This window comes from Serratia sp. H1w, assembly GCF_000633355.1.
Classification (GTDB): domain Bacteria; phylum Pseudomonadota; class Gammaproteobacteria; order Enterobacterales; family Enterobacteriaceae; genus Chania.
This window is the reverse complement of record NZ_AYMQ01000041.1, coordinates 91,344-117,480: the sequence shown is the minus strand read 5'-3', so window position 1 is coordinate 117,480 and position 26,137 is coordinate 91,344. Positions and strand designations below refer to the sequence as shown.

Sequence of the window (26,137 nt, the reverse complement as noted above, 5' to 3'; positions counted from 1 at the left end):
TGGCTAACAACCGTGGCCGATGAAATTAACGGTGCTCACACTGAACAATTGTCCTTTCTGGCCGTAGCGGTATGCCGGTTGGAAAGAGGGAAAAACATAATCATGCTATCAATAAATAACGCGCTGAATCTGCTGGCCGCTGGGCTACTGATGTCCATAAGCCACAGCAGTTGGGCAGTGAAGTCATGTGCACTCAAGTCGGGTATGAGTTCGGCATCGTTGACTGTTCCACTGAGCCCACCGGTGATTTCAGCCGGTGCCGATGTGCCGATTGGCACCATCATTTATCAGGGAAGTTGGTCTAACGCGCCACTCGTGTCTGTAGATTGCCCTTCGGATGGTAATGCTGGCGTCGCGAACTGGGCCGTCGCTATCCTCCAGGCTCCCTATGCGCTCAGTGGGTTGAATACCGGCCCGTTTGCCGGGGCGGTTTACCAGACCAGTATTCCCGGGATTGGGGTGGTCATATCACGGTACAATAATCGTGCTGCCGCTACGCTGGGAACGATGGGATACCGTGATGAAGATGTTGAAATTGGCACACTTGGGGGCGAAGTTAATTTCAGTGGTGCCACGCGCTATATTTCATTGATTAAAACAGGCCCGCTGACGCCGGGGAGTTATTCCCTATCGGCGGCAAGCCTTCCTACGGTGAGCGATAATATGGTGAACTCTCGCACTGGAGTGGCCATTCCAGGATTACCGATCCAACTCAACCGGGTCACGTTTCAGGGAAACCTGACGATCTCGACACAGACTTGTACCACACCTGATATCACCGTTGATCTGGGATCTCATGATATACGCGAGAAATTCAGGGGGATAAATTCAACCTCACCCTGGGTTGATGCCTCAATCATGTTGACCAACTGCCCGACCTTTTTTGGTTTTTATAATCAGACGAACACTACTCGGATGATGGACTTCAATTCGGGGGTTGGTACGGCTTCTCAGTCAATCAACAACAGCATTGGTGTGCGTCTGACTCCTGTGACCACCGTGATTGACTCTGCCAATGGCATCATGGCTATCGATGCAACGCGTCCCGATGCCGCATCGGGTGTGGGTATTCAAATCGGCTGGGGCGACAGCGGCCAAACGCCGATACCGTTTAACTTTGCGGCAGAACAGACGGTGATTCTGCCGAAAGACGGTAGCCCAACTATCCGCGTGCCTTTGGCAGCCCGATATATTCAAACGGCTGGCAACCCCACGCCGGGTAAGGCGGATGGCAAAGTGACGTTTACGATCAATTATTACTAGCAAGTATTAAGCGATAATTGAGTGATGCCACGGTTATATGGGGATTGCCGATCCCCATATAATTACGCAAGGCGGATAAATTCAGTTGGAGTGGCTGTCTGGCTTCTAAGCTTTACCCGTAAGAAAATCAAAACTTGCAGCACCGATCTTCTTCATTAATTGTGCCGCCAAGGGGGTCAAACCTTGTTGTTGTTTGTAGATCAGAGTATAGGTTGCTTCGGGGAGTTTCTCTTTGACCGGGACCACTGAGAGTTTGCCTTTCAGTTGTTCTACATTGAGAATGGCTTTTGGTCCGATGAACAGATAGTCCTCGTGCATCACCAACTGTTCGCCAATGGTCATTGAATCACCATAGATTACCGTATCTCCCTTACTTCTTCCCTGCGGGAATATCATCCGCTCCAAATTTTTGTAGTAGCCTGTATTGGCATGAGGAAAGTACCACTTGGCACCTTGCAATTGACTTAGTGACTGACTTTTGGCTAAAGGATGATCTTTGCGGGCAATAATAAGAAATTCAGTCTTGATTGATTTTTCGACAAAAAATTCACTCATCGATATTTCTGGGGAGGCTATGCCGATGAAAAAATCTAATCGCCCCAAGCGTAGAGAGGTAATTAACTCTGGGAGTTGCCCCTCTATGATAGTAATGGTGGCGGATGGATTTTCGGCTTGAAATTTGTTGATCAAAGCAGGCAGCACGCTAAAGGCGGGCAAGTGTGAACAACCAAAAACGACAGAGCCTTGAGACAGTTGGCTGATTTGCTGCAGTTCATCAACGGCTCTTTCTATATCATTAAGTATCAAGTTAACTCTGGATTCGAAAATACGCCCTATCTTGGTTAATACCATGCCCTGCGGGCCTCTGGATAATAGCGTTACACCCAATATGCGCTCTAACTCTTGCATACTCCGCGTCATCGCCGGTTGCGTTTGAAACAGAGCCTGTGATGCCATGGTGATACTCCCATAGCGGACAATTGCCTGAAAGTTTCTAAGTTGATTAATCTTTGGAAGCTCTTTCATAATTCACCTGGTGGCTTGTAAGTTGATGATTACCTGAGTGATTATTCTTAAATGCTCTTTTAATAGAGCATAGCCCGTCAAGCAGGTTTATCAAGCAATAAATTGTCAAAATATTATCTTGCGAGCATGTCAATGAATACAAACGATTTTCTGTCAGAAAAAAACGTGTGTAGTGAATGTTATTTGCTGGCAATCTGTGTGAGGGATGTGTATCAGGGGGGAGAGTTGGGATTCATAAATGATGCGTCCTTTTATTTATTATTGCGTCCTATAATTAGCTGTTGCATAAAACAGTGCGAGACTAGATAATTATTTATATTTATTTAATGACGAGATTTTTGTTATCCATGAGTCATGTCACTCATTTTAAAATGAGTTATTTATATAGCAATGCGCCAGGTAAAAGGTGTCACAGGGTTGGTTTTTAATTTAATTGATGGGGTTTTCCAATCAACTTTCGGGTGATTGACAGTATAAGATTATACTTATCGTGTGTGAATTAACTTATTTTTATCGGTAATAAAAAAATATCATATTCACGCCAGGGTTAACAATAAACCACTGGGTATGAGACCGCTGGTTTGATTGAATGTGAAGATGGCGGGAGTGATCCCGCCAGTAACGGCAACTCGATAATTACAGGCCTTCGGCACTCAACGTTGCAGCTACCGCAGGGCGAGCCGCTACGCGATCGAAATAAGCCGTCAGATGTGTGTGCTTCGAGAGATCAAACTGTAACGCTTTAGCCCAACGCAACACGGTGAACAGATACGCATCCGCTACGCTGAAACGCTGGCCTAGCAGGTAATGCTGCTTCTCGAGTACGGTGTCCAGGTAGCTGAATTGGCTGGCCAGCTTATCGCGGGCAATCGCTTTGTATTCGTCCGGCGTCTTCGGATTGAACAGCGGGCTGAAGCCTTTATGCAACTCGGTGGCCACGTAGTTGAGCCATTCGATCGCATGATAGCGGGACAGTGTGCCAGCGGCTGGGATCAGGTTACGATCCGGTACGCGATCCGCCAGATATTGCACAATCGCCACGCCTTCGGTCAGCAGGCTGCCATCGTCAAGTACCAATGCCGGGACTTGTCCCTTCGGGTTGATCGCCAGATAGTCGGCACCACTTTCGGTTTTCTTCTGCGCTAAATCGACTTTCTCTGCGCTGAAATCCAACCCGGCCTCACGTAGTACGATGTGGGGGGACAGGGAACAGGCGCCAGCTTTATAGAACAATTTCATCGAAAACTCCTTGATGGTGATGAAGGACAGGCAGGTTTAACCTCTCATCCTAGTCCTCGGCTGGAAAAATTACAGCGGTTTTGCCAACAATTTTTTATTACTCCACTGGGACGAGTGACTGCATCTGCGCCAATAAATCAGCAATCTGCTGCTGTAATGCCTGTGGGGCCGTTTGCATCGGCGAGCGCAGTTCGTTGTTTATCAGCCCCTGTTGCGACAGCGCTGCCTTAACCGGGCCAGGGTTGGGGTAACTGAACATCTGGTTGATCATGGGTAACAGGGTAAAGAAATTGTCGCGTGCGGCGGCCAGATCGCCTTGCGCCACTTGTTCTACCAAGGCAACGAAGCGTTCTGGGTGGATGTGAGCCGCCGCGGAAATCGCGCCAGTGCCACCGAGACACAACGTGGTCATGATCAAATTGTCTTCACCCGTCAGCACGTCGATAGCGCCATCATGGATCAGCGCCATCGTGGTATCCAGGTTACCGCCGCAATCCTTGATCGCTTTGATTTGCGGATGACGGGCAAGTTGACGCAGCGTCGCCAGTTCAAAGGTTGCTCCGGTGCGATAAGGCACGTTATACAAAATTACCGGCACGCGAGAGGCATCGGCAAGACGGGTAAAATACTCCACCAAGCCTGATTGTGAAGGGCGAATATAGTACGGAGCAGGGATCAGTACACCGGCAATGTCGCGCTGATTGATGGCCTGCTGCATCTGCAAGGTGCCAGTCAGGTGATTACCGGCAAGCCCCATGACCACCTGGCGGGCGGGCACTACCTCGAGAACGGCATCCAGTACGGCCAGCTGTTCCTCTTCGCTGAGTGCCGCGGCTTCGCCGGTGGTACCACAGACCACCACACCAGCAACGCCTTTGGCGATCAAATGTTGAGCCAGCCTTTTTACGGCCGGAAAATCGACGTCGTCATGATTGAATGGGGTAACCAATGCAACCCAAATACCGGAAAATGAAGCCATGTAAAACTCCTGCTGTGACCGACAGAGAAGTCAGATGAGAAAACCAGAGGGGAGTCACGCGTTGCACACCATCCAGTCAGCTCATCTGACGGGACAGCACGCCCCGGTCAAATGAGCGACTGTTTCTTTGCAGTTACCGCCACGATCCCACCAACGGTCAACGCGGTTTGCTGCGGTGTAGCCTGTTGGAGTAGATGGGTCATGGCGATCTCGTAACCAGTGAATGTTATCCGATAGTGAACAGAACACCGCAGGGTGTCAATGGATAACCGGCTGATAATAGACATATTAATAATAGTAGGGCGCAGATGAACCTGGCTTATAAAGCAGAAACCCCGCCGAGGCGGGGTCTGGTATCAACGATGTGGGCGCGTGCTGATGGAAGCGGTCCAACTGAAGGTTTCCCCTGTTGGTTTTACCCGGTTGGCTTTGCGTTCTGCCCGGGTCGCTTTGGCAATCTTTTCGCGTGCGGCCATAATGCGATCGATGGCTTCGTCTTTAATTTTATTATGTTCGGCGTTGGTCAACTGGCGATCGAGGTTTTTGCTTGCTCTGTCCAGATCGGTTTTTACTTCACGTTGTTCGCTTTCTGTCATCTCTTTCAGCGTTAGTCTCTTCATTTTGGCAACCTGTTTTGTGAAGTTGACTTTCAGTGTACAGGATTTACGGCAAAAAAAGTGCGCTGTAGCGATCAAACTTCTTCCAGCAGTTCGCTGAGGAAACGGCGCATACGTTCGGTACGCAACGCTGCCATCATACGGCCAGTGGCAGTCTGAAAACCTTCCTGTAGTTTGAACAGCTTGGTTTCAAAGTGGTCGAGCGTGAATCGTTTGTCATCGTACTGACGCTGTTGTGCCAACGGATCGGCGGCATCGTATAGGGCGCTACGCATACGGCCACCGATATAGAAGCAACGCGCTACGCCGATCATACCAATGGCATCCAGCCTGTCGGCATCCTGCAGGATTTTGGCCTCCAACGTTTGCGGCGTTATGGCAGCGGAAAAACTGTGGGCTTCGATCGCGTGCGCGGTCTTCTGGATATCGGTATTCGACCAGCCAAGGGTTGCCAATGCGATACCCGCCTTTTCTGCCGCCATGCGGGAGGCCAGATGGCGTTGGGGGGAGTTTTTCTCTACCGCAACGCAGTCATGCAGCAATGCGGCGGCGCACAGAATTTGCAGGTCTCCTCCTTCATCCCGGCTGATTTGGCGAATATTTTTCCACACGCGATGCAGGTGGGCCACATCGTGAGAGCCGTCATCGCCCGCCAACGTCAGCGGCAGTAACTGCTGGGCCAATGCCTGGAACGGAGAGAAGGGTTGCAACAGTTCTGGGGCCAAGGCTGGAGAATGCACAAATCGATCCTTATCAATGGCTGGGGGTGAAGAAACATTACTCGTTGCGAGGATTGCCGTATTTGTCGTCGTACTCGCGCCGATAGCCGCGAGCCTTATTGCGATCGCGGATCCACAGATAACCACAAACCAGGGCTACCACGGTTGAAAATGAAACATTGCGCATATCCCGGTCATAGACAAACACCAACAGTGCATCCAGAGCCGCAACCAGGGCAAACCACTTATACATGTGCGACTGCCGCCGCGTTGCGGCGTTAAGGCGTTTCAACTGTCTGGCTTCGTGCAAAACCGGCTTTTGCTGCATAGTCACTCATCATTAATCAGTCTCTACTGGATAAATTAGCAGACTTTTCACGTTGCCGTCATGACGGAAAAGCATTGTTAGGGCAGTTTCTTCTGCGGATTAAAAATCATGCGCTGCCGGATTGAAATCGGCTAAAAACGTGATAGGTTATTTATTCACTATTTCCGATTTTATATTCAGTGAGTGGCGATGATTGTCAGAACCTGGCACGGGTGCGTGCCGCTTCAACATCGGCAGGGATTTGCCGATCATTTAGCTGTCACAGGTGTGAAGCATGCTAATGGCATTGCGGGCAACCTTGGGGCGTTTGTCAGGCAAGAGGTGCAGGGAGACTATGCGCATTTCTTTTTGGCAACCTATTGGACCTCGCTGGAGGCCATCAAATGTTTTGCCGGTGAGGCCTATCAGGTGGCGGTCACCTATCCGGATGATGAAGCCTTTGCGCTGATCTCCGATCCTTACGTATTTCATCATCAGGTGGATGAAATCAGTGAGCTTTAACCTTGGGCAGGAGATAACGATGAACAGCAAAACGGTACGGCCAGAAGAGATCGTGCAACAGCAACTTGATGCCTACAATGCCCGTGATATTGATGCCTTTATGGCCTGCTGGGCCGATGATGCGCAGTATTACCAGCATCCGGATACGCTGCTTGCCCGCGGTAAAGGTGAAATTCGTGAGCGTCATATTGCCCGCTTCCTAGAGCCCAGTCTGTACGGTGAACGCATCAAACGTATGGTGGTGCAGAATCTGGTGATCGACCAGGAGGTGGTGACTCGCAATTTCCCACAGGGACGCGGGAAGATGGACGTTATTGCCATCTACGAAATCGATCAGGGGAAGATTGCCAAGGCCTGGTTCAAGATTGGCCCATGTGAACCGGATGAGGGCGCGCTATAGCGCCCCTGATTTACAGAGCCAGAATCGCTTCGATCTCGACGTTAAGATCCGGCGAAAACAGGGCGCTGACGGCAACCAGTGAACTGGCGGGCAGAGCACCGTCCAGATAGTCGAACAGCACGTCACGGATGGTGGCCAGGTCGGCTATCTCGGTCAGAAACACGGTGACCTTGATCAGTGACTTAAGGTTGGTCCCTTCGCTGGCAGCCACGGCCGCCAGCTGTTCCAGTATGGCGCGTGCCTGATCTTGCACCGGCTGCCCCTGGGCTTCGGTGGCAAAGGCCGTCAGGCCAGAAACGTACAACGTATCGGCGTGGCGTACCGCGTGGACATAGGGCCCGCCCGGCTTGGGTAATTTTGCATAATTGGTGCGTTTGAGTAATGACATGATGACCCCACGAGATAGCCAAGAGCACGCACAACCGAGCGCGTGCAGCCGAAAGTTTTGCAGCAGACTGCCTGATAATACTATCATCCTATCCAGTCGTTCACGCAATAAGGGTGCATAAGGGTGATCAACCAGGCATTTATTCCTTATCTGCAACGTTGGCAGCTGGTGCCCGACGGGCAAGCGTTTGAAACCCACAGCAGCCTGTTGATGCCGGTACGCTATCAAACGATGCCGGCGATGCTGAAAATTGCCCGCGAACAGGAAGAGAAATTTGGCGGTCTGCTGATGTGCTGGTGGCGTGGAGAAGGCGCTGCGCGCGTGTTGGCCTGGCACGATGACGGCATTTTGCTGGAACGGGCCTGTGGGCCGCTGTCTTTGGCACAGTTGGTACGTAATGGCGAAGACCAACGGGCCACGGCCATTCTGTGCCAGGTGATTGCCCGTTTGCATGCGCCACGCGATGAACCCTATCCCGATCTGATCCCTTTGCATCAATGGTTTAATGCCTTATGGCCCGCAGCGCAGGCTCATGGCGGTATGCTGCGCCTGAGTGCCACCGCCGCGGCAGAACTGCTGACCAGCCCACGGGAGCAAGGAGTGCTGCATGGTGATATCCACCATGACAACGTGCTGGATTTTGCCGACCGCGGCTGGCTGGTAATCGATCCCAAGCGTTTGTATGGCGAACGCGGGTTTGATTATGCCAATATCTTCTGTAACCCCAATTACGGTATTGCTACCGATCCCGATATCTTCCATCGGCGTGTAGAGCAAGTGTGCTCGCTGGCCGGATTGGAACGCTGTCGTCTGCTGCGATGGATCCTGGCCTGGGCGGGGCTTTCCGCCGCCTGGTTTTTGGAAGAGGGTGAAGCGGCGGATATCGATTTCCGGGTAGCGGAACTGGCGGCACGCGCCTTAGGTATCGCGTTGCCGCAGGGTGATAGCGGATTTATTCTGCCCATCGTCGCAGAGCAATAGCGGGCTTCAACGTGTTTTGTGCTGTGGTAATGAGAAAATCGCGTATGCCAGCACGCCACCAATCAGCCCCCAGAATGCCGCTCCCACATTTAACAGCGTCAAGCCGGAAGCGGTGATCAGAAAGGTGATCACCGCCGCGTCTCGCTGTTTATCATCTTGCAGTGCACGCTGCAAACTCCCTGCAATGGTGCCTAATAATGCCAGCCCGGCGATGGTATGGATCAAGGCTACCGGCAGCGCGCTGAACAACATGCCGATGGTGCCGCCGAACACTCCCGCCAACAGATAAAACCCGCCAGCGGCTACGGCAGCCATATAACGACGTTTAGGGTCGGGATGAACGTCAGATCCCATGCAAATGGCCGCGGTAATGGCCGCAATACACACCGTGAAGCCGCCAAAAGGGGCCAGCACCAGCGCTGTCAGCGCGGTCCAACTGATCAACGGTGAAGTGGGGACCTGATACCCGGCAGCCTTGAGAGTGGCGATGCCAGGCGCGTTCTGCGAGGCCATCGTCACGACAAAGAAAGGAATACCGATGCCCAGCAGCGTCGGGAGCGTGAAGTGTGGGGCGATAAATTCCGGTTTGGCGAAGGACAGCGTGTGTTGAGTGAAGTGAATGTTACCCTGTAACGCGGCAATGGCCAGTCCGGTAAATAAAGTCAGTACGATGCCGTAACGCGGCAGATAGCGGCGGGTGAACAGATAGACCAGGCACATCCCCGCGCTGAGCGAAAAATTGATCTGCAAAGAGGCAAAGGCGTCCAAGCCGAAGCGGAGCAGTATGCCAGCCAGCATTGCCGCCGAGATGGCCTGCGGGATGTAGTTCATCAATTTGGCAAACAATCCAGTGACACCACAGAGCAGGATCAGGCCGCTGGCGAAAATAAATACCCCGATGGCCTCATTGAGCGGGGTACCGGGCAGGCTGGTGACCAGCAACGCTGCGCCGGGTGTCGACCAGGCAGTGAGGATTGGCGTGCGATAATAGAGCGATAGCCCCAGCGAGGTGATCCCCATGCCCAGACCAAGCATACTCAACCAGCCGCCAATCTGTAGCGGGCTGGCCCCTGCGGCAGCTGCGGCCTGGAAGATAATCGCGGCAGAACTGGTGTAGCCCACCAGTACCGCCACAAAACCGGCGACAATGGCAGAAAAGGAGATATCACGTAAAGAGAGTGCAGGACGCATAACCGCTCCCGAGCCTGTGTGCGTTATAACGTACGAATGGGCGCAGCATAGCATCGTGCGTTATAGCGCACAAGGGGGTATAATCGTCCAGACCTTTCAGGAGAACAGCTATGCAGGATCTTGGCAGCCATTTGGCACAAACGCTGAAGTCATTACGTACACAGCGCGGTTGGAGCCTGAATCAGGCCGCCGAAAAGACGGGCGTCAGCAAGGCGATGCTGGGGCAGATTGAACGGGGTGAATCTAGCCCGACGGTGGCGACGTTGTGGAAAATTGCTACCGGGTTTAACGTGGCGTTCTCGGCTTTTCTTGAAGCCGCACCGTTGCAACCGGCGGCGATGCTGCACCGCTACGGTGAGCTGCCAATATTCAATCAACACAATGCCGACATGCGCGTGGTACCGCTGTTTCCATTCGATCGTCAATTGGGTTTTGATCTGTTTGTGATCGACCTGGCTCCTGGTGCGGTGAGCGAATCTTCGGCACACGAGGCGGGCGTAATTGAACACGTTATCGTGATCAGTGGCCAGTTGGAATTGGCGATCAACGGCAAGTGGTACAGCCTTGCTAGTGGTGAGGCCATGCGTTTCCAGGCAGACTGCCCGCATGCGTATCACAATGCCAGCTCAGAGCCGGTGCGTATTCACGATCTGATCCACTACCCGCGAGCTTGATCGCGGAGCGGGCGCAGCATTATTGGCATTCAAGCGGGGTTTGGTCAGAAAAAAACGCCGAAGCTAGGCTCCGGCGTTTGATGGTCAGGTTACAGCAGGGATTAGAGGGCAGCAGCTTTCGCTTTTTCTGCCGTATCTTCTGCGGTGTCCAGCGTCATACGGTACAGCTTCGGTGCGGTCAGCATCATCAACACGGCGATCACTGCGGTGGCGATACCAATCTGCATAAACACATGGCTGTAGATAGCCAAAGAAGCGTGAGGATCGTTGATGTCGCTTGGCACGGCGGTCAGACCCGCGACTTTACCGGCGATCAGTGCGGCGGCGGCGGTAGTCAGGAACCAGGAGCCCATGATGAAGCCCATCAGACGCTGTGGTACCAACTGGGCAACCATGGCCAGACCCAGACCCGAGATCATCAGCTCACCGATACTCTGCAGGGCATAGCTCAAGATCAGCCAGTTAACGGAGACGATGCCCTGGTCATTGGCGAAGCTTGCGCCCCACGGCAGCACCAGGAACGCGCCGGAGCACAGGATCATGCCGAAGGCAAACTTGTGCGGCATCGGCAGACGGTCACCCATCTTGTTATACAGCGCCGCGAGGAGAGGGCTGGCCAGCATGATCCAGAACGGGTTCAGCGCCTGGTACTGCTCCGGCTCAAAGGCGATCCCCAGAATATTGTGCTCAACGTTATGGATGGCAAAGAAGTTCAGTGAGGTCGGCATCTGGCTGTACAACACGAAGAACACGACCGCTTCGAGCATCAGCAGGAAGGCGACGATCATTTTACGACGTGCGGCACCGTGCAAGGCAAAGGTTTCCTTGGCGAACACGATAACGATACCCACGGAAACGATAGCCAGCGCCACGCGGGCAATAATCTGGTTATGCAGCAACCAGCTGGAAAGCGCAATCAAGGCCACAACGCCAACCAGCACCATCAGCAGTTTTTGAATATGCAACGGCTTGAAGTCAGGTTTTGAACCGTATTGCTTCACCCAGCCGTGGCACATCATAAAGTTGACCAAAGTGATCAACATACCTACCACGCTCAGAGAGAACGCCACGCTCCAGCCATATTTGGCCGCTAACCATGGCGTTGCCAGCATGGAGAAGAATGAACCGATGTTGACGGACATATAGTACATGGTAAATGCACCGTCCAAACGCGGGTCGTCTTTCTCATAGCAGGTAGACAGCAGGGAAGAAGGGTTGGCTTTAAACAGGCCACTACCTACGGCGATGGTGGCCATCCCCAGGTATACCCAGAAGATATCATGGCCAGAATAGGCCACCATGGCGTAACCGGCGGCCAGAACGATGGCACCCAACACGATCACCCGCTTGGAGCCGAGCACTTTATCCCCCAGCCAGCCACCAATGGCCACGAAACCGTAGACCAGCGCACTGAATGAGGAGAACAGCGTGATCGAGTCGGCTTCACTCAGGCCAAGCATTTTGACCAGGTAGACGGCCATGATGCCTTGCAGACCGTAGTAGCCGAAACGTTCCCAGAGTTCAATCGAGAAGATCAGGTAGAAGGCCTTAGGTTGCTTAAACGCGTTAAGGCTAATGTTGTCCGAAGAATTGTTGTTTGCAGTTGACACTGGTACCTCTGGTTTTTTCACTACCCGAATTGTCACGACGGGAAATTGCAGAATGTGATGCTGGGCTGCACCCTTCTGCATTGTTATAGGATTAATGCCGGCGGTTAATGTTCACTATCTTTGTCAACGTGGCAAGCTTTTTGACATGTTCTGTTACATATAACATTCACCACGCCATGTAACTATGTTGCAAATGTTATGCAGTATTAACGTTTGCTATTTTTAAATTTGCCGAGCTTTTGTTTTGATTAAAAGCCGTCCTGAATTATTTTAGTTATATCTTCTGCTATTTTATTTATATCCAGTCCATATCAATGCCTTCTGGCTGCTTGACCTTGGTTTGTCGTGCATAACTTGGTTTGAGTGAAATTTTAGAAAATAGATGATGTGGTGATGGGATTTGTAAATGGAATGTGAACATCAAGACGTGAGCTTAACCACAATTTTTGACTAATTTTAGGGTTGAAAATATCGAAAACAGCGGGTTTGTAGCGAAATCCCGAGCGCCACCAAGGTTAATGCTGTCAGAAGTCACATTTTTGATAAAAAACCGCAGGGAGGGGAAGCGGGCACGGATCGTTGTGCCCGGCAGGCTTAATTCAACGGATAAACTTTCTCTTTAAACTCGCACAGATCTTCGATAATACATGAACCGCAGCGCGGTTTGCGTGCGATACAGGTATAGCGGCCATGCAGGATCAGCCAGTGATGGCAGTCGACCTTAAACTCGGCGGGAACCACTTTCAGCAGCTTCTCCTCCACCTGCTCAACGTTTTTCCCTGGGGCGAAATGGGTGCGGTTACAAACGCGGAAGATATGGGTATCGACGGCAATGGTCGGCCAACCAAAGGCGGTATTCAACACTACGTTGGCCGTTTTACGCCCTACGCCGGGTAGGGCTTCGAGTGCGGCACGATCTTCCGGCACTTCACCATCGTGCTGTTCCAGCAGGATGCGGCAGGTCTTGATCACGTTCTCGGCTTTGCTGTTAAACAGGCCGATGGTTTTGATGTACTCTTTGACGCCGTCAACCCCCAACGCCAGCATGGCCGCTGGCGTGTTGGCAACCGGGTAGAGTTTGGCCGTGGCCTTGTTAACGCTGACATCGGTGGCCTGCGCAGAGAGCAGCACGGAAATCAGCAGCTCAAAAGGTGTGGTATACACCAGTTCGGTGGTCGGGTGTGGGTCGTTGCCCCGCAAACGGGTCAGGATCTCCAGGCGTTTCTCTTTATTCATAGCGCTTTCTCTACGTGCCCCTGTTCCATGTTGGTGTCAACTGCCAAGGCCTTGGCTTTACGCGCCTTCATTTTTTCGTCAATCAGATACTTGGTTGCCAGCATCAATCCCAGGCCGATAAAGGCCCCTGGTGGCAGCATGGCCAGCAGGAAAGGCGTGTCGAAATGGACAATCTCGATGCGCAACACTTTGGCCCAACCGCCCAGCAGCAGGTCGGCACCATCAAACAGCGTGCCGTTGCCAATCAGCTCGCGTAGCGAACCCAGCACAAACATGGCGCTGGTGGCACCGAGCCCGATGGCCATCCCGTCGATCAAGGCCAATCCTACCGGTTTACGTGCCGCAACTGCCTCAGCGCGGCCAACCACGATACAGTTGGTGACGATCAGCGGGATAAAAATCCCTAAAGACTGATACAGGCCGAAGGCATAGGCGTTGATCAGCATCTGCACGATACTCACCGCAGCGGCAATGATCATCACGTAAATCGGAATGCGCACCTCGCTCGGGATCCAGCGACGCAGGGCGGAAATGGAACCGTTGGTAATAGTCAGCACCAGCGTAGTCGCCAACCCAAGCCCCAAGGCGTTGGTGGCGGTTGAGGTTACCGCCAGCAGCGGGCACAGCCCCAATAATTGCACTAACGCGGAGTTGTTTTTCCACAACCCCTGCACGATTAACTCTTTGGCTTCACTCATTCGCTGGCTCCGCAGGCAGGCAAGGTATCGAGTTTAGGCGGCAGCGTTTCCATAAACAACGCGGTACGCCGCACGGCGTTGACTACGGCACGTGGGGTGATAGTGGCCCCGGTGAACTGATCAAACATGCCGCCGTCTTTTTTTACTGCCCAACGCTTATCATCCGGGCCGTCGATCTTTTTACCACTAAAGAAAGTGATCCAGTCGGTAATACGCAATTCGATTTTGTCGCCTAGCCCAGGCGTTTCGTGATGTTCTATCACCCGGGTTCCCAGCACCGTGCCGTTAAAGTCGGCCCCGACCAGCAGTTGGATCGCTCCAGAGTAACCATCGGGGGCGGTGGTTTCCAATGCAGCCGCTACCAGTTGGCCATTCTTGCGGGCCAGATACAGGTGGTGCGGTGCGCCGTTACCTAGCGTCGGATCGCTGACCAGCAGGCATTCGCTCTGCATATCGTTGTCATAATGCTCCGGCGGCACGACCTGATCCAGCAGCGCCTTCTGTTGCAGCGCTGCCTGGTGGGCAATGGTGGTTTTGGTTAGTTGGTACACTACGGCGGTCAGGCCAGTGGTGACTGCGGCAAACACGGCCAGTGTGGTGCCATGCTTTCTCATGGAATTAAGCATATTGACTCCTCAACGGTGGCCATACACGCGTGGTTGCGTGTAGTGATCGATCAATGGAACGGTAATGTTGGCCAGCAGCACGGCAAAGGCGACGCCGTCCGGATAACCGCCATACACGCGGATCAACCACACCAGCAGGCCAACGAGGCCGCCATAAATCAGCCGCCCTTTGGGCGTCGTGGAGGCACTGACCGGGTCGGTGGCAATAAAAAACGCCCCTAGCATGGTGGCTCCGGAGAACAGGTGGATCAGCGGGGAAGCCTGATGGGCAGGATCCAACGTCCAGGCTAAGCCTGAGCACAGGGCAATCACGGCCAACATGCTGAACGGAATTTGCCAGTGGATCAGTTTCCGTCCCAGCATAAACAGGCCGCCGAGCAGGAAGCCCAGGTTAATCCACTGCCAGCCGATACCGGCCAGCGTGCCGCCAAATAGCGGTTGCCCAAGCACCTGTTCCACCGAGTGTCCGCTGCGCAGGCCGGTTTTAAAGCCGTCTAACGGCGTTGCCTGGCTGATGCCATCGACACCCATCTGCAATTCGTGCAGGGTTGCTCCCTGAGCTGTATGGCCGCTGAAAATGGCCAGCAAGGTATCCGGCAGGGTCAGGGCGGTGGCGCGCAGTTCATCCGGCGGTAACCAGCTGGTCATCTGTACCGGGAAAGAGATCAACAGCACCACGTAACCGACCATGGCCGGGTTGAACGGGTTTTGCCCCAGTCCACCGTACAGCTGTTTGGCGATCACAATGGCGAAAAAGGTACCGATAACGATCATCCACCAGGGAGCCAGAGGTGGCAGGCTAATACCCAGCAGCAACGCGGTAAGCAGGGCAGAGTTATCCGCCAGCCGGGCTTTTACCGGTTGTTTACGCAGAGCAAGAATGGCGGCCTCGGCCCCGAGGGCGGTCACCATCGCCAACGCGGTCTGAATAAGGTTGCCATAGCCAAAAAACCACAACTGTGCGGCCATACCGGGAATACAGGCCAGCATGACCCAAAGCATGATGCGGCTGGTGTTTTGCTGGTTATGGGTAAACGGAGAGCTGGCGATGTGTAAGCCCTTGGGGGCTGCCTGTTGTACCGGCCTGAACTTCATAGGATCACTACCATTTCTTTGCCATGTTAATCAGTGCATTCACGGTGCGGGCACCGGGGGAAATTACAGCGTTGCATTCTACCTCAATCATATGCCGGGTAATACGTGCTAATCATGGGGATATTCAGGTTTTCACCTCTGTTGGAGGTGATGGCGCGCCAACGACGGTGGTTTTCCAAGCCAAACCGGACTGAGACTTATCTATATTAACGTCCAAGACATGCAGTAAAGGTTGGCAGACTGATGATTGAGCTGCTATTTTCGGACGTACTTTTCGCACGGAATAACAACTTTTGTATAATTAACGTGGGTTACTATCCCGGCTATTTATTGAAGTAGTGAACAGATAATAATGACTAATGAAGACATATTTTTTATTGATGAACTGATCGAGTGGGTCGAAATCCATCTGGAGACGCGGCCAAACCTTGATGAGGTTGCGCGTATTTCTGGCTATTCCAAGTGGCACCTACAGCGCAAGTTCAAGCGCATCACCGGCATCCAGCTTGCCACCTATATTCGCTCACGCATTCTTACCCGTGCGGCGGTTGCGCTGCGCATTACCAACCGTACCATTATCGACATCTCCGATGAGCTGGGTTTTGACTCGCAGCAAACCTTTACCCGGATGTTTAAGCAACGTTTTGGCATCACGCCAAATCGCTACCGCACCATGGATAAATGGGACGTGCAGAGCCTGATGCCGCGCTTCGACTTCGAAGCGGTGTATGAAGCGGGTTTTTACCCGGAAATACAGCGGCTGACGTTACCGGATACACACCTGGTAGGGTTTACGCGGGAGATGGAGTTCGATGGGGCGCAGGAGATGGCGATTTCCTCCTGTATCGCCATGAAGGGGGAAATCTTCAATGATTTCTTCAAAGGCTTGAATATGGAGTGCCACAAGGTTTACAGCATTCATTCAGCTCGTGAGAACGGTGATGCTGAATGCTCAGTCACGCATACGATGGCGGTGGAACCGGAATTTAAAAAAGACATTCTGTCGGGTCATAAAATTGACGACATTCATCTGCCAACGCGTGAGTATATCGCCATAGCACACCAGGGGACGGCAAAAGAGTGTATCAAATTTGTCTCGTACCTGATCTCACATGTGATGCCAGGGCTGCGTAACGAAGTGCGCGGCAGCGTCGAGATGGAGATGATTGAAGCCAAGGCGTGGAACCAGGATGCCAAACTGCGTCAGATCGATGTCAATTACACCTACCTGATTTCTATTGATTAGCCCCTCACCCTAACCCTCTCCCAAAGGGAGAGGGGACTGAATGTGCCACAAGCAGACGCCAGCACTTGACCACTACACCGCAGTCGCTCCCTCTCCCCATCACGGTGTTCATTGGATCCCCAGGCTTTACATCGGGAGAGGGTTGGGGTGAGGGGCTACGACCCTGCCTTGATTACTCTTTATCGACAGTTGCCAACTGCTGCGCCGCTTTTTTCGCCTTCACACGAGCTAATGCTGCTGCAACCGCGGCCTTACGGGGATCTTCTGGCTCAACCGTGGGTTCTGGTTGTGCAGTAGCTTCCTGCTGCGCCGCTTTTTTCGCCTTCACGCGGGCCAATGCGGCTGCAACCGCGGCCTTGCGGGGATCTTCTGGCTCAACCGTGGGTTCTGGTTGTGCAGTTGCATCCTGCTGCGCCGCTTTTTTCGCCTTCACGCGGGCCAATGCTGCTGCAACCGCGGCCTTGCGAGGATCTTCTGGCTCTGCGGTGACCACCGCGCTCTCTGCGTTTTGCTCCTGTGCCGCTTTCTTGGCTTTGACTCGTGCCAATGCCGCAGCCACAGCCGCTTTCCGTGGGTCTTTCTCTTGCCCGGCGGGTACTTCAGGCATTTCGCTGGCCTGCTCGAGCTTACGCTCTCTGGCCTGCGCTTTACGCGCTTCGCGGGCAGCAATCGCGGCGCTGTTGTCCGGCTCCTGGCCGGTAACGGCAACGCCAGTAGCCTCATTGTTTTTACTGCGAACGCGAGCCAGCGCTGCCTGCACGGCATCCTGATCGCTATCGGTCAATTTCACTGCCGCTTTCTTATGCCGTTCTTCGCGCGCCAGTTTCTCACGCTCCAAACGAGCCTGCTTGGCTTCATAACGCGCCTTGGCTTCGGCGGTACGCGCCGCTTCCTGATCCAACGCGTTAATTTCAGCCTTCTCCTGGCGATAATATTGCACTAACGGAATATTGCTGGGGCAGACGTAGGCACAGGCACCACATTCGATGCAGTCAAACAGATTATGCTGGCGCGCCTTCTCGTGCTCTTCGCCACGGCTGAACCAGTAAAGCTGCTGCGGCAACAGCCCGGCAGGGCAGGCATCAACACACAGGCCACAGCGGATACAGGATTGTTCCGGTTCCTGTACGGCCATTTCGTCCACCGTAGGTGCCAGCAAGCAGTTGCTGATTTTGACGATTGGCACATTTAACGCAGGCAGCGTGAAGCCCATCAGCGGGCCGCCCATGACCACCATCTGTTGGGATTGCGGTTGATAGCCGCCAAAGGCCAGCAAGTGCTGCACCGGAGTACCGAGGCGTGCCCAAACGTTGCCGGGTTGGCTCATGGCCTCGCCGGTCAAAGTGACGACGCGTTCAATCAACGGCTCGCCATCGACAATCGCCCGCTTGATGGCAAAGGCGGTGCCCACGTTCTGCATCAGTACACCAATGGTGGACGAGCGCTTGCCGTGAGGCACTTCTTTGCCCGTCAGGATCTTGGTTAACTGCTTGGCCCCGCCGGAAGGGTATTTGGTCGGGATCACCCGCAGGACGATGTCATCCTGCCCGCGCAAGGCGACTTGCAAGGCGGCGATGGCTTCCGGCTTGTTATCTTCGATGCCGATCAACGTCACCTTGGGTTGCAACAGGTGGCGCAGGATCTGGGTGCCCTCGATAATTTGTGCGGCCTGCTCTTGCATCAGCCGATCGTCGGCGGTGATGTAAGGCTCGCATTCGGCGGCGTTGAGGATCAGGGTTTCTACCTCTTCGCGCCCGCCTTGCAGTTTGCTGGCCGTCGGGAAACCTGCGCCCCCCAGACCGGCAATTCCGGCCTGGTGAATGCGTTGGATCAGCTCTGCCGCATCCAATTGGCGATAATCGGCAACCGGAGTCAATTCGCACCAACGATCTTCACCGTCAGGATCGATAATGACGCACAGCTCTGCCAGCCCTGAAGGGTGAGCGGTAACGTGAGGCTCAATGGCGCGGATAGTGCCTGAGGTGGGCGCGTGTACCGGCAAGGTGCGACCACGGCCAAAGGTCAGCGGTTGGCCTTTCAGGACAGAGTCGCCGGCTTTAACGCACAGCTCACCCTCCGGCCCCAAATGCTGTTGCAGGGGGACGATAAAAATCTCTGGCAGGGGAGCCACGCGCAGTGGCACACCGCTGGACTGGGTCTTCATTTCTGGCGGATGGATGCCGCCGTCAAAGTCCCAGATCCGATCTTTTTTCATAGCGGCGAACAGATTAAACATGTTGCTCCACGGGGATCACTTGCACCGGAATGGTTTTCATATCCCATTTCCAGCTGGCGGTCGTGGTGGCGACCGGTATCATTTCAATACAATCGGTTGGGCAGGGCGCAACGCACAGATCGCAGCCGGTACAGAGATCGGTAATGACCGTATGCATGGCGCGGGTAGCGCCCACGATGGCGTCGACCGGGCAGGCCTGAATGCACTTGGTGCAGCCGATGCAGTTGGCTTCGTCGATAAAGGCGACCTTGCGTACCGGTTCGGCCACGGCGGCACCGCCATCCAGCGGCTGCGGTTCGACGTTGAGTAACTCGGCCAGTTTGAGCATCACCTGCTCGCCGCCGGGCGCGCACTTGTTAATCATCTCACCGTTGGCCACGGCCTCGGCGTAAGGGCGGCAGCCAGGGTAGCCGCATTGGCCACATTGGCTTTGCGGCAGGATCTCGTCGATCTGTTCGGCAACCGGATCTTCTTCCACTTCAAAACGGCGCGCGGCATAGCCCAGCACCAGACCAAACAACAGGCCCAGAGCGCTTAATGCCGCCATCGCAATCCACAACGCAGTCATTAGAATCGCACCAGCCCGGTAAAGCCCATAAAGGCCAGGGACATCAGGCCAGCGGTGATCAAGGCGATGGAGGAACCACGAAACGGTGCGGGAACATCGGCTACGGCCAAGCGCTCACGGATGGCGGCAAACAGCACCATCACCAACGAGAAGCCCGCAGCGGCACTGAAACCATAAACCGCAGATTGCAGGAAGTTATAGCCCAGGTTGACGTTGAGCAATGCCACGCCCAATACGGCACAGTTGGTGGTGATCAGCGGCAGGAAAATCCCCAGCAGGCGATACAGCGCCGGGCTGGTTTTACGCACCACCATTTCGGTGAATTGCACCACCACGGCGATCACCAGAATAAAGGACAGCGTGCGCAGATAGACCAAATCCAGCGGGATCAGGATAAAGCTGTTGATCAGCCAGGCGCAGACCGAGGCCAGCGTCATCACAAAGGTGGTCGCCATGCCCATGCCGATGGCACTTTCCAGTTTCTTGGAAACGCCCATAAAGGGGCACAGGCCCAGGAATTTAACCAGGACAAAGTTGTTCACCAGTACGGTGCCAACAAACAACAGCAGGTATTCGGTCATTGCAACGCCTAAAAAAAGAAAAGCCGCCTATTATCGGGAATCAGCGGCGTAACGACAACATACTAATCGCAGGGGTATTGCGCTTTTTTGCCAATTTTGCTGAAAATTTACTCAGCAAGGCGTGCAAAACGTGCGTTGCCGCGGTTATTTCTCGGTGAAGGTGCCTTTCACGCGCTTGGAACGCTTAAAATAGGGCACCAGCAGGGCCGCCATTACCAATGGCCATAACAGGCTACGAACGGCAAGTTCATCGGGGACTGGAGCAAAAGCGAACGCTTTGATTGCCAACAACACGGTGATCAGCAGCCAGACCAGAAACAGCTTCGGGAAGCGTTGTGAACGCTGGCAGAACAGCCACAGCAGATACAGCGTAAAGCACCACATCACCAGCGTGGTCAGCACCGACAGATACCACTGGGTGGAGAAGGCTTGAGCATTGGTGCTCAGATACTCGCGGGATTCCGGCATAAAAATGGCCATACCGTACAGGGCCAACATCAGGCTGGCGCTGAGCAGGGTAACGATCAGATAGGCCATCGGGGCTAACAACCAACCGCCAATGCGCGAATATTCAGCTTGGGTCATACGGGATCCTGAGTGGTATTCCAACAAAGTAAGCCACATAGCTTACTTAAATATGTGTCAATGCGCGAGGAGAAGGCGTTTTCACCACAAGAATGTCAATCAGGAGGGGAGCTGCGAGAAATAGTGCAACAGGTGGAAATCATGCAGAACGCCGACACGTCGTGAACCCGTCCCTGGGGGCTCGCAATCGCGCATCCTTGCGCTCAACGGTCGGCTAACCTGCAATGATCCCCACCTGCCTCAAGCTTCAGGTGTTGCGGTATTATACCCAGCAACACCTGGAACGCGATTAACGTTCAACACCGTTGCTGGCGATCAGTTTCTGGTACCAGAAGAAGCTCTTCTTGCGCTGGCGAGCCAGATCCTTGTTGTGGTCAACGTAGATGAAACCGTACTGCTTCTGGAAGCCGTTGAGCCAGCTCAGCAGATCGATAAATGACCACGGATAATAGCCGCGTACGTCAGCACCCTGTTTGATGGCGTCTTCAATGGCACCAATGTGCTGGCGCAGATAGTCGATGCGATCGTCATCCACCACTTCACCATCAATAATCGGGTCTTTGGCACCCAGACCGTTTTCGGTGATGTAGATAGAAATATCGCCGTAACGTGCCTTGATGTTCATGATGCCTTCGGTAAGGCCCTGCGGATAAATCTCCCAGTCCCAGTCGGTATACACGCCGTTTGGGTTGCGCACGAACTTGAACAGCCCTTTAAAGCCGAATTCGTTACCCTGCTGGTGGCCGCTGCCTTTTTCGCCGGTGGTGTTGATGGTCAGGCGTGACTCCTGATGATTGGCTGCGATGGTTTCACGCTTGTAGTAGTTCAAGCCAATAAAATCACAGATATTGTCGCACAGCAGTTGTTCATCACCCGGCGCGAATTGAGGCACGCCCCATAGCGCTTGCGTCTGCGCCAACAGTTCGGCCGGATATTCGCCTTTCAGTACCGGATCGTACAACCAATGGGTAAAGATCCCTTCGGCCAACTGATAGGCCGCCAGGTCTTCCGCAGACTGGCTGAGCGGGGTGTGGGTTTGCAGCACGTTGACGAAGCCGATTTGGCCGTCGATGCCGCTGGTGCGGAATGCTGCCACCGCTTTAGCGTGTGCCACAAAAACGTGGTGGCAGGCCTGGATGGCGCGCGCCGGGTTCTGTACGCCCGGTGGGTGGCCACCGGTGATGTAACCGAAGCCAATAAAGCACACGGTTTCATTGAAGGTAGACCACAGCTTGACGCGATCGCCGTAACGCTCGTAACACAGGCGGGCATATTCTTCGAAGGCCTCAGCGGTGCTGCGTGCTTCCCAACCGCCTTCATCTTGCAGCGCCTGCGGCAGATCCCAATGATACAGCGTGATCATCGGCTCAATGTTGTGCTCCAGCAGGGCATCGATCAGGTCGCTGTAGAATTTGACCCCGGCCTCATTGATGGTGCCCCGGCCATGTGGCAGCAGGCGTGGCCAGGAGATAGAGAACCGGTAGCTCTGCATCCCCATTTCGGCCATCAGCGCTACGTCCTCGCGGAAACGGTGATAGTGATCGACGGCGACGTCACCGTTGGTGCCTTGGTAGGTGGTGCCTGGTAGGTGGGAGAAGGTATCCCAGATGGATGGGCCCTTACCGTCGGCATCGTGCGCGCCTTCAACCTGATACGCCGCGCTAGCCGCGCCCCAGAGGAACTCTTTCGGGAAAGCAGACATAACTATTCTCTCTCTGTACGTAAAATATAGAGTCTAGTTTAGGTCGGTTTGAAATGAGTTTGCAACCGGTTTCTGAAACCGGTTGCAGTATTGCTTCGGAAGATTAACGACGGTTGATTTGGTAGTAGGTTTCGTTCCAGCGGATTTCGTTCTTGAACGCTGGTAGGGTAGTGTCGTTATCGATCAGCAGGAATTCGATGTTATGCATCTCGGCATACAGGCGCAGATAGTCGGCGTTCAGTGACTGCGAGAACACCGTATGGTGCGCGCCGCCCGCCAGGATCCAGGCTTCGGCCGCTGTTGCCAGGGAAGGCTGAGCACGCCAGATTGCGCGCGCCACCGGCAGCTTCGGCAACGGTTTCGGTTGCTCGATGGTATCGACCTGATTAACCAGCAGACGGAAACGGTCGCCCATATCGATCAGGCTGGCGTTCACTGCGGGGCCTGCCGGGGTAGAGAAGATCAGGCGGGCCGGATCGGCCTTGCCACCAATGCCCAGATATTGAATATCAAGCAGCGGTTTTTGTTCTTTGGCGATGGAAGGGCAGACTTCCAGCATATGGGAACCCACCACCAGATCGTTGCCTGGCTGGAAGTTATAGGTGTAATCCTCCATAAACGAGGTACCGCCGTTTAGCCCACTGCCCATCACTTTCATAATGCGCAGCAGGGCGGCGGTTTTCCAGTCGCCCTCGCCGGCAAAGCCGTAGCCTTGCTGCATCAGGCGCTGTACCGCCAAACCTGGCAACTGCTTCATGCCGTGCAGCGTTTCAAAGTTGGTGGTGAAGGCGTGGAACTTACCCTGCTCGAGGAAGCGTTTCATGCCCAGTTCGATAGCAGCAGCATCGATCAGGTTCTGACGTTTGGCCCCGTTAAGTTTTGCCACGTCGCTCAGCTCATAGCTGGCTTCGTACTCTTCGACCAGGGTCGCGATATCGCCCTTGCTCACTTCATCGATCACGCTGACCAAATCGCCGATGCCGTAAGCATCCACGGAGTAACCAAACTGGATCTGCGCGGCCACTTTGTCACCATCGGTTACCGCGACCTGACGCATATTGTCGCCAAACCGCGCAACTTTCAGCTGCTGGCTTTCCTGCTTGGCGGCGGCAACACGCATCCATTGGGCAATGCGTTCCTGGGCATGTTTGTCTTGCCAGTGGCCTGCGATCACGCTGTGCTGCTGGCGCATGCGTGCACCGATAAACCCGAACTCACGGCCGCCGTGGGCAGTCTGGTTCAGGTTCATAAAGTCCATATCCATGGAGTCCCAAGGCACCTCGGCGTTAAATTGGGTATGGAATTGCAGCAGCGGTTTATCGAGGATCGACAGGCCGGCAATCCACATTTTGGCAGGCGAGAAGGTGTGCAGCCAGGTCATGATGCCGATACAGTCCTGGTGATAATTGGCCTCACGACAGACGGTGGTGATTTCGTCCGGCGTGGTGACCAGCGGCTTCAATACCAGTTTCACCGGTAAACCGGCTTCACGATTCAGGCTGTTCACCACCTGCTCGGCGTTGGCCGTCACCTGTTGCAGGGTTTTTGGCCCATAGAGATGCTGGCTGCCGATCACGAACCATACTTCACGTTGCTTAAAGATGTTCATCAAAAACTCCTGAATCTAGAGGTTTTATTGAGCCGAGGCAGAGCGCACCCCGGCGTATTAATTTTTGCCGGTTGGCGCAAAGCGCGGCTCGGCGGCCTGACACCACTGTTGGTAGCGTTCATAAAGTTGTTGGTAGCGTGCGACATTGGCCGGATCGGGCTGCAAAGTACGTTCAATGCTGCAAGCCATATGCTGCTGGGCTTGTGGCACGTCGCTGAAATGCCCTGCGGCGACGGCGGCGAAAATGGCTGCACCCAGTGCACAACATTGGTCGGAGGCTACAATCTGTAGCGGGCGGTCCATCACATCGGCACAAACCTGCATAATCACCGGTGATTTACGGGCGATGCCACCCAAAGCCAGCACGTTTTCCACCGGGATATCCTGCTGTTCAAAGCATTCCATGATGGCGCGAGCGCCAAAGGCCGTTGCGGCGATAAAGCCTCCAAACAGCGTGGGGGCATCGGTGCCGAGGTTGAGGTCAGTGATCACGCCTTTCAGACGCTGGTTGGCGTAAGGAGTACGGCGGCCATTGAACCAGTCCAGCACCACCGGCAGATGATCGAGCGACGGGTTTTTGGCCCAGGCAGCGGTCAGAGCGGCCAGCATGTCATGCTCGATTTGTTGCAACTGTGCCTGAAGCTGTGGCTGAGTCTTGGCTGCCTCACGCAGTGGCCAGCTCAGCAACCGGCTGAACCAGGCGTACATATCGCCAAAAGCGGACTGTCCGGCCTCCATCCCGATGGTTTGCGGTATCACGCTGCCGTCTACCTGCCCGCAAATACCGCCAATGGCGCGATCGCCCACGCGTTCACGATCTGCGATCAAAATGTCGCAGGTTGAAGTACCGATCACCTTCACCAGCGTATAAGGCTGCGCACCGGCCCCTACGGCTCCCATATGGCAATCGAATGCACCACCGGACAGCACGACGCTTTCTGCTAGCCCAAGCCGTGTGGCCCACTCTTTGGTCAGCGTTCCCACCGGCAAATCGGCAGTGTAGGAGCCGGTGAACAGCGGATAGGGCAGATCTTCCACTAGCAGCGGATCCAGGGCGGCAAAGAAGGCTTCTGGCGGCAAGCCGCCCCAATCTGGATGCCATAACGTTTTATGCCCAACGCTGCAACGGCCGCGCTTCAAGCTTTGCGGTGCGGTAGTGCCAGAAAGCAGCGCCGGCACCCAGTCACACAGCTCGACCCAAGAGGCTGCGGCGTGGCGCACCGCCTCATCCTGACGTGAAACGTGCAGGATCTTGGCCCAGAACCATTCAGAGGAGTAAACACCGCCGATATAGCGTGAATAGTCGGGGAAATCGCCACGGCGACACAGCTGGTTAATTTCCTCGGCTTCTTCAATGGAAGTGTGATCTTTCCACAGCACAAACATGGCGTTGGGATTGTTGGCAAACTCAGGCCGCAACGCCAATACGTCGCCATGCTCATCGATCGGGGCAGGAGTCGAGCCAGTGGAGTCCACGCCGATCCCGACGACGGCCTGCCGCTGTTCCAGGCTCATGCGCTGCACCACGGCGACGACGGCTTGTTCCATGGCTTCGATATAGTCGAGTGGGTGGTGGCGGAACTGGTTCTGCGCGGCGTTACAGAAATCACCACGCTGCCAGCGAGGGTAGTAAACCACCTCGGTATCCAGTTCGTTGCCGTTATGACAGTCGACAGCCAGTACCCGCACTGAATCGCTGCCGAAGTCTAATCCCAGGGCAATAGCGCCTGCCGTCATGATGCTGACTCCTAAGTTGTTAGATTGAGGTTAACGATAGGAGCGGGACGGGGGGGCAGGTGAGGAATCATTGGCTGGAAGTATGCACTTTTCTGCTTGCTACAGTGATTTTGTGATGGGTGTCAAAAGTTATCACTTGGTTAAATTTGCTAAATGTATGCACATACCTGCTGTTATTCCGAGATGTGATAGCGCTCTACATTTAGGTAACAAATACCCGCTAAAACTGTTGGCGTCTTATCTGTGTCGACGACAGAAATCGCGGTGTAGTGCGACTGTTGTGACGGGAACCCATAATGATA

Annotated in this window: 26 protein-coding genes; 6 read left to right on the top strand and 20 right to left on the bottom strand. The window is 54.2% G+C overall.

Translation table 11 applies throughout. The features are described from left to right. Positions 1-12 precede the first annotated feature (12 nt). Positions 13-1,263 (top strand): fimbrial protein, encoded by a 1,251-nt coding sequence (locus U869_RS0107965; protein WP_232785338.1) that lies wholly within the window; start codon positions 13-15, stop codon positions 1,261-1,263. 105 nt (positions 1,264-1,368) lie between these two features. Here the strand turns inward: U869_RS0107965 and U869_RS0107960 are convergent, their stop codons facing one another. From U869_RS0107960 to U869_RS0107935, 6 genes are all read right to left on the bottom strand, one after another. After that, complete coding sequence (locus tag U869_RS0107960) at positions 1,369-2,289, bottom strand: LysR substrate-binding domain-containing protein (protein ID WP_025118923.1); 921 nt, start codon at positions 2,287-2,289, stop codon at positions 1,369-1,371. Between the two features lie 636 nt (positions 2,290-2,925). After that, positions 2,926-3,528 (bottom strand): glutathione transferase GstA, encoded by a 603-nt coding sequence (gene gstA / locus U869_RS0107955; protein WP_025118922.1) that lies wholly within the window; start codon positions 3,526-3,528, stop codon positions 2,926-2,928. Positions 3,529-3,625: 97 nt separating this feature from the next. Then, positions 3,626-4,507 (bottom strand): 4-hydroxy-tetrahydrodipicolinate synthase, encoded by an 882-nt coding sequence (dapA, locus tag U869_RS0107950; protein WP_025118921.1) that lies wholly within the window; start codon positions 4,505-4,507, stop codon positions 3,626-3,628. A gap of 356 nt (positions 4,508-4,863) precedes the next feature. After that, positions 4,864-5,127: a DUF3811 domain-containing protein gene (locus U869_RS0107945; protein WP_025118920.1), complete on the bottom strand. Its 264-nt coding sequence runs from the start codon at positions 5,125-5,127 to the stop codon at positions 4,864-4,866. A gap of 71 nt (positions 5,128-5,198) precedes the next feature. After that, positions 5,199-5,864, bottom strand: coding sequence for an HD domain-containing protein (locus U869_RS0107940; protein WP_025118919.1), 666 nt, complete (start codon positions 5,862-5,864; stop codon positions 5,199-5,201). Between the two features lie 37 nt (positions 5,865-5,901). Further along, positions 5,902-6,171: a hypothetical protein gene (locus tag U869_RS0107935; RefSeq protein ID WP_025118918.1), complete on the bottom strand. Its 270-nt coding sequence runs from the start codon at positions 6,169-6,171 to the stop codon at positions 5,902-5,904. Between the two features lie 189 nt (positions 6,172-6,360). Here U869_RS0107935 and U869_RS0107930 point away from each other — a divergent pair, with 189 nt between their 5' ends. Beyond that, complete coding sequence (locus U869_RS0107930; RefSeq protein WP_025118917.1) at positions 6,361-6,672, top strand: hypothetical protein; 312 nt, start codon at positions 6,361-6,363, stop codon at positions 6,670-6,672. 19 nt (positions 6,673-6,691) lie between these two features. Further along, on the top strand, positions 6,692-7,072 hold the full coding sequence (locus U869_RS0107925) for a nuclear transport factor 2 family protein (RefSeq protein WP_025118916.1): 381 nt from the start codon (positions 6,692-6,694) through the stop codon (positions 7,070-7,072). 10 nt (positions 7,073-7,082) lie between these two features. On the opposite strand, the gene U869_RS0107920 is transcribed toward U869_RS0107925, so the two are convergent. Further along, a complete protein-coding gene (locus U869_RS0107920) occupies positions 7,083-7,460 on the bottom strand; it encodes a RidA family protein (protein WP_025123966.1) in 378 nt (125 codons plus the stop codon). Positions 7,461-7,586: 126 nt separating this feature from the next. Between U869_RS0107920 and U869_RS0107915 the strand changes: the two genes are divergently transcribed. After that, positions 7,587-8,441 carry an aminoglycoside phosphotransferase family protein gene (locus tag U869_RS0107915; protein ID WP_025118914.1) on the top strand — a complete coding sequence of 285 codons (855 nt, stop codon included), beginning with the start codon at positions 7,587-7,589 and terminating at the stop codon, positions 8,439-8,441. Positions 8,442-8,447: 6 nt separating this feature from the next. On the opposite strand, the gene U869_RS0107910 is transcribed toward U869_RS0107915, so the two are convergent. Further along, positions 8,448-9,632: a benzoate/H(+) symporter BenE family transporter gene (locus U869_RS0107910; protein ID WP_025118913.1), complete on the bottom strand. Its 1,185-nt coding sequence runs from the start codon at positions 9,630-9,632 to the stop codon at positions 8,448-8,450. A 110-nt stretch (positions 9,633-9,742) separates the two neighbouring features. On the opposite strand from U869_RS0107910, the gene U869_RS0107905 reads away from it, so the two are divergent. Further along, entirely contained in the window at positions 9,743-10,306 is a 564-nt protein-coding gene (locus U869_RS0107905; RefSeq protein ID WP_025118912.1) for a helix-turn-helix domain-containing protein, read from the top strand. A 101-nt stretch (positions 10,307-10,407) separates the two neighbouring features. Here U869_RS0107905 and dtpA read toward each other — a convergent pair whose 3' ends face one another. The 5 genes from dtpA to rsxD all read right to left on the bottom strand — a co-directional run bounded on the left by dtpA (position 10,408) and on the right by rsxD (position 15,571). Beyond that, on the bottom strand, positions 10,408-11,916 hold the full coding sequence (dtpA, locus tag U869_RS0107900) for a dipeptide/tripeptide permease DtpA (protein ID WP_025118911.1): 1,509 nt from the start codon (positions 11,914-11,916) through the stop codon (positions 10,408-10,410). Positions 11,917-12,510: 594 nt separating this feature from the next. After that, a complete protein-coding gene (nth, locus tag U869_RS0107895; protein ID WP_025118910.1) occupies positions 12,511-13,152 on the bottom strand; it encodes an endonuclease III in 642 nt (213 codons plus the stop codon). Beyond that, positions 13,149-13,850, bottom strand: a complete 702-nt coding sequence (locus U869_RS0107890; protein WP_025118909.1) for an electron transport complex subunit E — start codon at positions 13,848-13,850, stop codon at positions 13,149-13,151. The genes nth and U869_RS0107890 overlap by 4 nt, the downstream gene beginning before the upstream one ends. Continuing rightward, positions 13,847-14,476, bottom strand: coding sequence for an electron transport complex subunit RsxG (rsxG, locus tag U869_RS0107885; RefSeq protein WP_025118908.1), 630 nt, complete (start codon positions 14,474-14,476; stop codon positions 13,847-13,849). The genes U869_RS0107890 and rsxG overlap by 4 nt, the downstream gene beginning before the upstream one ends. Before the next feature lie 9 nt (positions 14,477-14,485). Continuing rightward, on the bottom strand, positions 14,486-15,571 hold the full coding sequence (gene rsxD / locus U869_RS0107880) for an electron transport complex subunit RsxD (RefSeq protein WP_025118907.1): 1,086 nt from the start codon (positions 15,569-15,571) through the stop codon (positions 14,486-14,488). A gap of 352 nt (positions 15,572-15,923) precedes the next feature. On the opposite strand from rsxD, the gene U869_RS0107875 reads away from it, so the two are divergent. Next, positions 15,924-16,817: a helix-turn-helix domain-containing protein gene (locus U869_RS0107875; protein WP_025118906.1), complete on the top strand. Its 894-nt coding sequence runs from the start codon at positions 15,924-15,926 to the stop codon at positions 16,815-16,817. Positions 16,818-16,989: 172 nt separating this feature from the next. Here U869_RS0107875 and rsxC read toward each other — a convergent pair whose 3' ends face one another. The 7 genes from rsxC to U869_RS0107840 all read right to left on the bottom strand — a co-directional run bounded on the left by rsxC (position 16,990) and on the right by U869_RS0107840 (position 25,835). Beyond that, on the bottom strand, positions 16,990-19,053 hold the full coding sequence (rsxC, locus tag U869_RS0107870; protein WP_025118905.1) for an electron transport complex subunit RsxC: 2,064 nt from the start codon (positions 19,051-19,053) through the stop codon (positions 16,990-16,992). Then, positions 19,046-19,621: an electron transport complex subunit RsxB gene (rsxB, locus tag U869_RS0107865; RefSeq protein WP_025118904.1), complete on the bottom strand. Its 576-nt coding sequence runs from the start codon at positions 19,619-19,621 to the stop codon at positions 19,046-19,048. The genes rsxC and rsxB overlap by 8 nt, the downstream gene beginning before the upstream one ends. After that, complete coding sequence (rsxA, locus tag U869_RS0107860; RefSeq protein WP_021178056.1) at positions 19,621-20,202, bottom strand: electron transport complex subunit RsxA; 582 nt, start codon at positions 20,200-20,202, stop codon at positions 19,621-19,623. The genes rsxB and rsxA overlap by 1 nt, the downstream gene beginning before the upstream one ends. Before the next feature lie 144 nt (positions 20,203-20,346). Then, on the bottom strand, positions 20,347-20,787 hold the full coding sequence (locus U869_RS0107855) for a DUF2569 domain-containing protein (protein ID WP_025118903.1): 441 nt from the start codon (positions 20,785-20,787) through the stop codon (positions 20,347-20,349). 289 nt (positions 20,788-21,076) lie between these two features. Further along, complete coding sequence (locus tag U869_RS0107850; protein WP_025118902.1) at positions 21,077-22,489, bottom strand: glycoside hydrolase family 1 protein; 1,413 nt, start codon at positions 22,487-22,489, stop codon at positions 21,077-21,079. Positions 22,490-22,592: 103 nt separating this feature from the next. Then, positions 22,593-24,098 (bottom strand): L-arabinose isomerase, encoded by a 1,506-nt coding sequence (gene araA, locus U869_RS0107845; RefSeq protein ID WP_025118901.1) that lies wholly within the window; start codon positions 24,096-24,098, stop codon positions 22,593-22,595. 57 nt (positions 24,099-24,155) lie between these two features. Beyond that, positions 24,156-25,835 carry a ribulokinase gene (locus U869_RS0107840; protein WP_025118900.1) on the bottom strand — a complete coding sequence of 560 codons (1,680 nt, stop codon included), beginning with the start codon at positions 25,833-25,835 and terminating at the stop codon, positions 24,156-24,158. Positions 25,836-26,137: the final 302 nt, after the last annotated feature.

What these genes read in the sequence shown, in the direction of transcription:
- rsxA (WP_021178056.1), bottom strand. Translation starts at nt 20,202, where the DNA reads ATGACCGAATACCTGCTGTTGTTTGTTGGCACCGTACTGGTGAACAAC.
- araA (WP_025118901.1), bottom strand. Translation starts at nt 24,098, where the DNA reads ATGAACATCTTTAAGCAACGTGAAGTATGGTTCGTGATCGGCAGCCAG.
- rsxG (WP_025118908.1), bottom strand. Translation starts at nt 14,476, where the DNA reads ATGCTTAATTCCATGAGAAAGCATGGCACCACACTGGCCGTGTTTGCC.
- nth (WP_025118910.1), bottom strand. Translation starts at nt 13,152, where the DNA reads ATGAATAAAGAGAAACGCCTGGAGATCCTGACCCGTTTGCGGGGCAAC.
- U869_RS0107855 (WP_025118903.1), bottom strand. Translation starts at nt 20,787, where the DNA reads ATGACCCAAGCTGAATATTCGCGCATTGGCGGTTGGTTGTTAGCCCCG.
- rsxC (WP_025118905.1), bottom strand. Translation starts at nt 19,053, where the DNA reads ATGTTTAATCTGTTCGCCGCTATGAAAAAAGATCGGATCTGGGACTTT.
- U869_RS0107910 (WP_025118913.1), bottom strand. Translation starts at nt 9,632, where the DNA reads ATGCGTCCTGCACTCTCTTTACGTGATATCTCCTTTTCTGCCATTGTC.
- rsxB (WP_025118904.1), bottom strand. Translation starts at nt 19,621, where the DNA reads ATGACTGCGTTGTGGATTGCGATGGCGGCATTAAGCGCTCTGGGCCTG.
- U869_RS0107920 (WP_025123966.1), bottom strand. Translation starts at nt 7,460, where the DNA reads ATGTCATTACTCAAACGCACCAATTATGCAAAATTACCCAAGCCGGGC.
- U869_RS0107935 (WP_025118918.1), bottom strand. Translation starts at nt 6,171, where the DNA reads ATGCAGCAAAAGCCGGTTTTGCACGAAGCCAGACAGTTGAAACGCCTT.
- U869_RS0107945 (WP_025118920.1), bottom strand. Translation starts at nt 5,127, where the DNA reads ATGAAGAGACTAACGCTGAAAGAGATGACAGAAAGCGAACAACGTGAA.
- U869_RS0107890 (WP_025118909.1), bottom strand. Translation starts at nt 13,850, where the DNA reads ATGAGTGAAGCCAAAGAGTTAATCGTGCAGGGGTTGTGGAAAAACAAC.
- U869_RS0107840 (WP_025118900.1), bottom strand. Translation starts at nt 25,835, where the DNA reads ATGACGGCAGGCGCTATTGCCCTGGGATTAGACTTCGGCAGCGATTCA.
- rsxD (WP_025118907.1), bottom strand. Translation starts at nt 15,571, where the DNA reads ATGAAGTTCAGGCCGGTACAACAGGCAGCCCCCAAGGGCTTACACATC.
- U869_RS0107875 (WP_025118906.1), top strand. Translation starts at nt 15,924, where the DNA reads ATGACTAATGAAGACATATTTTTTATTGATGAACTGATCGAGTGGGTC.
- gstA (WP_025118922.1), bottom strand. Translation starts at nt 3,528, where the DNA reads ATGAAATTGTTCTATAAAGCTGGCGCCTGTTCCCTGTCCCCCCACATC.
- U869_RS0107925 (WP_025118916.1), top strand. Translation starts at nt 6,692, where the DNA reads ATGAACAGCAAAACGGTACGGCCAGAAGAGATCGTGCAACAGCAACTT.
- U869_RS0107930 (WP_025118917.1), top strand. Translation starts at nt 6,361, where the DNA reads ATGATTGTCAGAACCTGGCACGGGTGCGTGCCGCTTCAACATCGGCAG.
- U869_RS0107850 (WP_025118902.1), bottom strand. Translation starts at nt 22,489, where the DNA reads ATGTCTGCTTTCCCGAAAGAGTTCCTCTGGGGCGCGGCTAGCGCGGCG.
- dapA (WP_025118921.1), bottom strand. Translation starts at nt 4,507, where the DNA reads ATGGCTTCATTTTCCGGTATTTGGGTTGCATTGGTTACCCCATTCAAT.
- U869_RS0107905 (WP_025118912.1), top strand. Translation starts at nt 9,743, where the DNA reads ATGCAGGATCTTGGCAGCCATTTGGCACAAACGCTGAAGTCATTACGT.
- U869_RS0107960 (WP_025118923.1), bottom strand. Translation starts at nt 2,289, where the DNA reads ATGAAAGAGCTTCCAAAGATTAATCAACTTAGAAACTTTCAGGCAATT.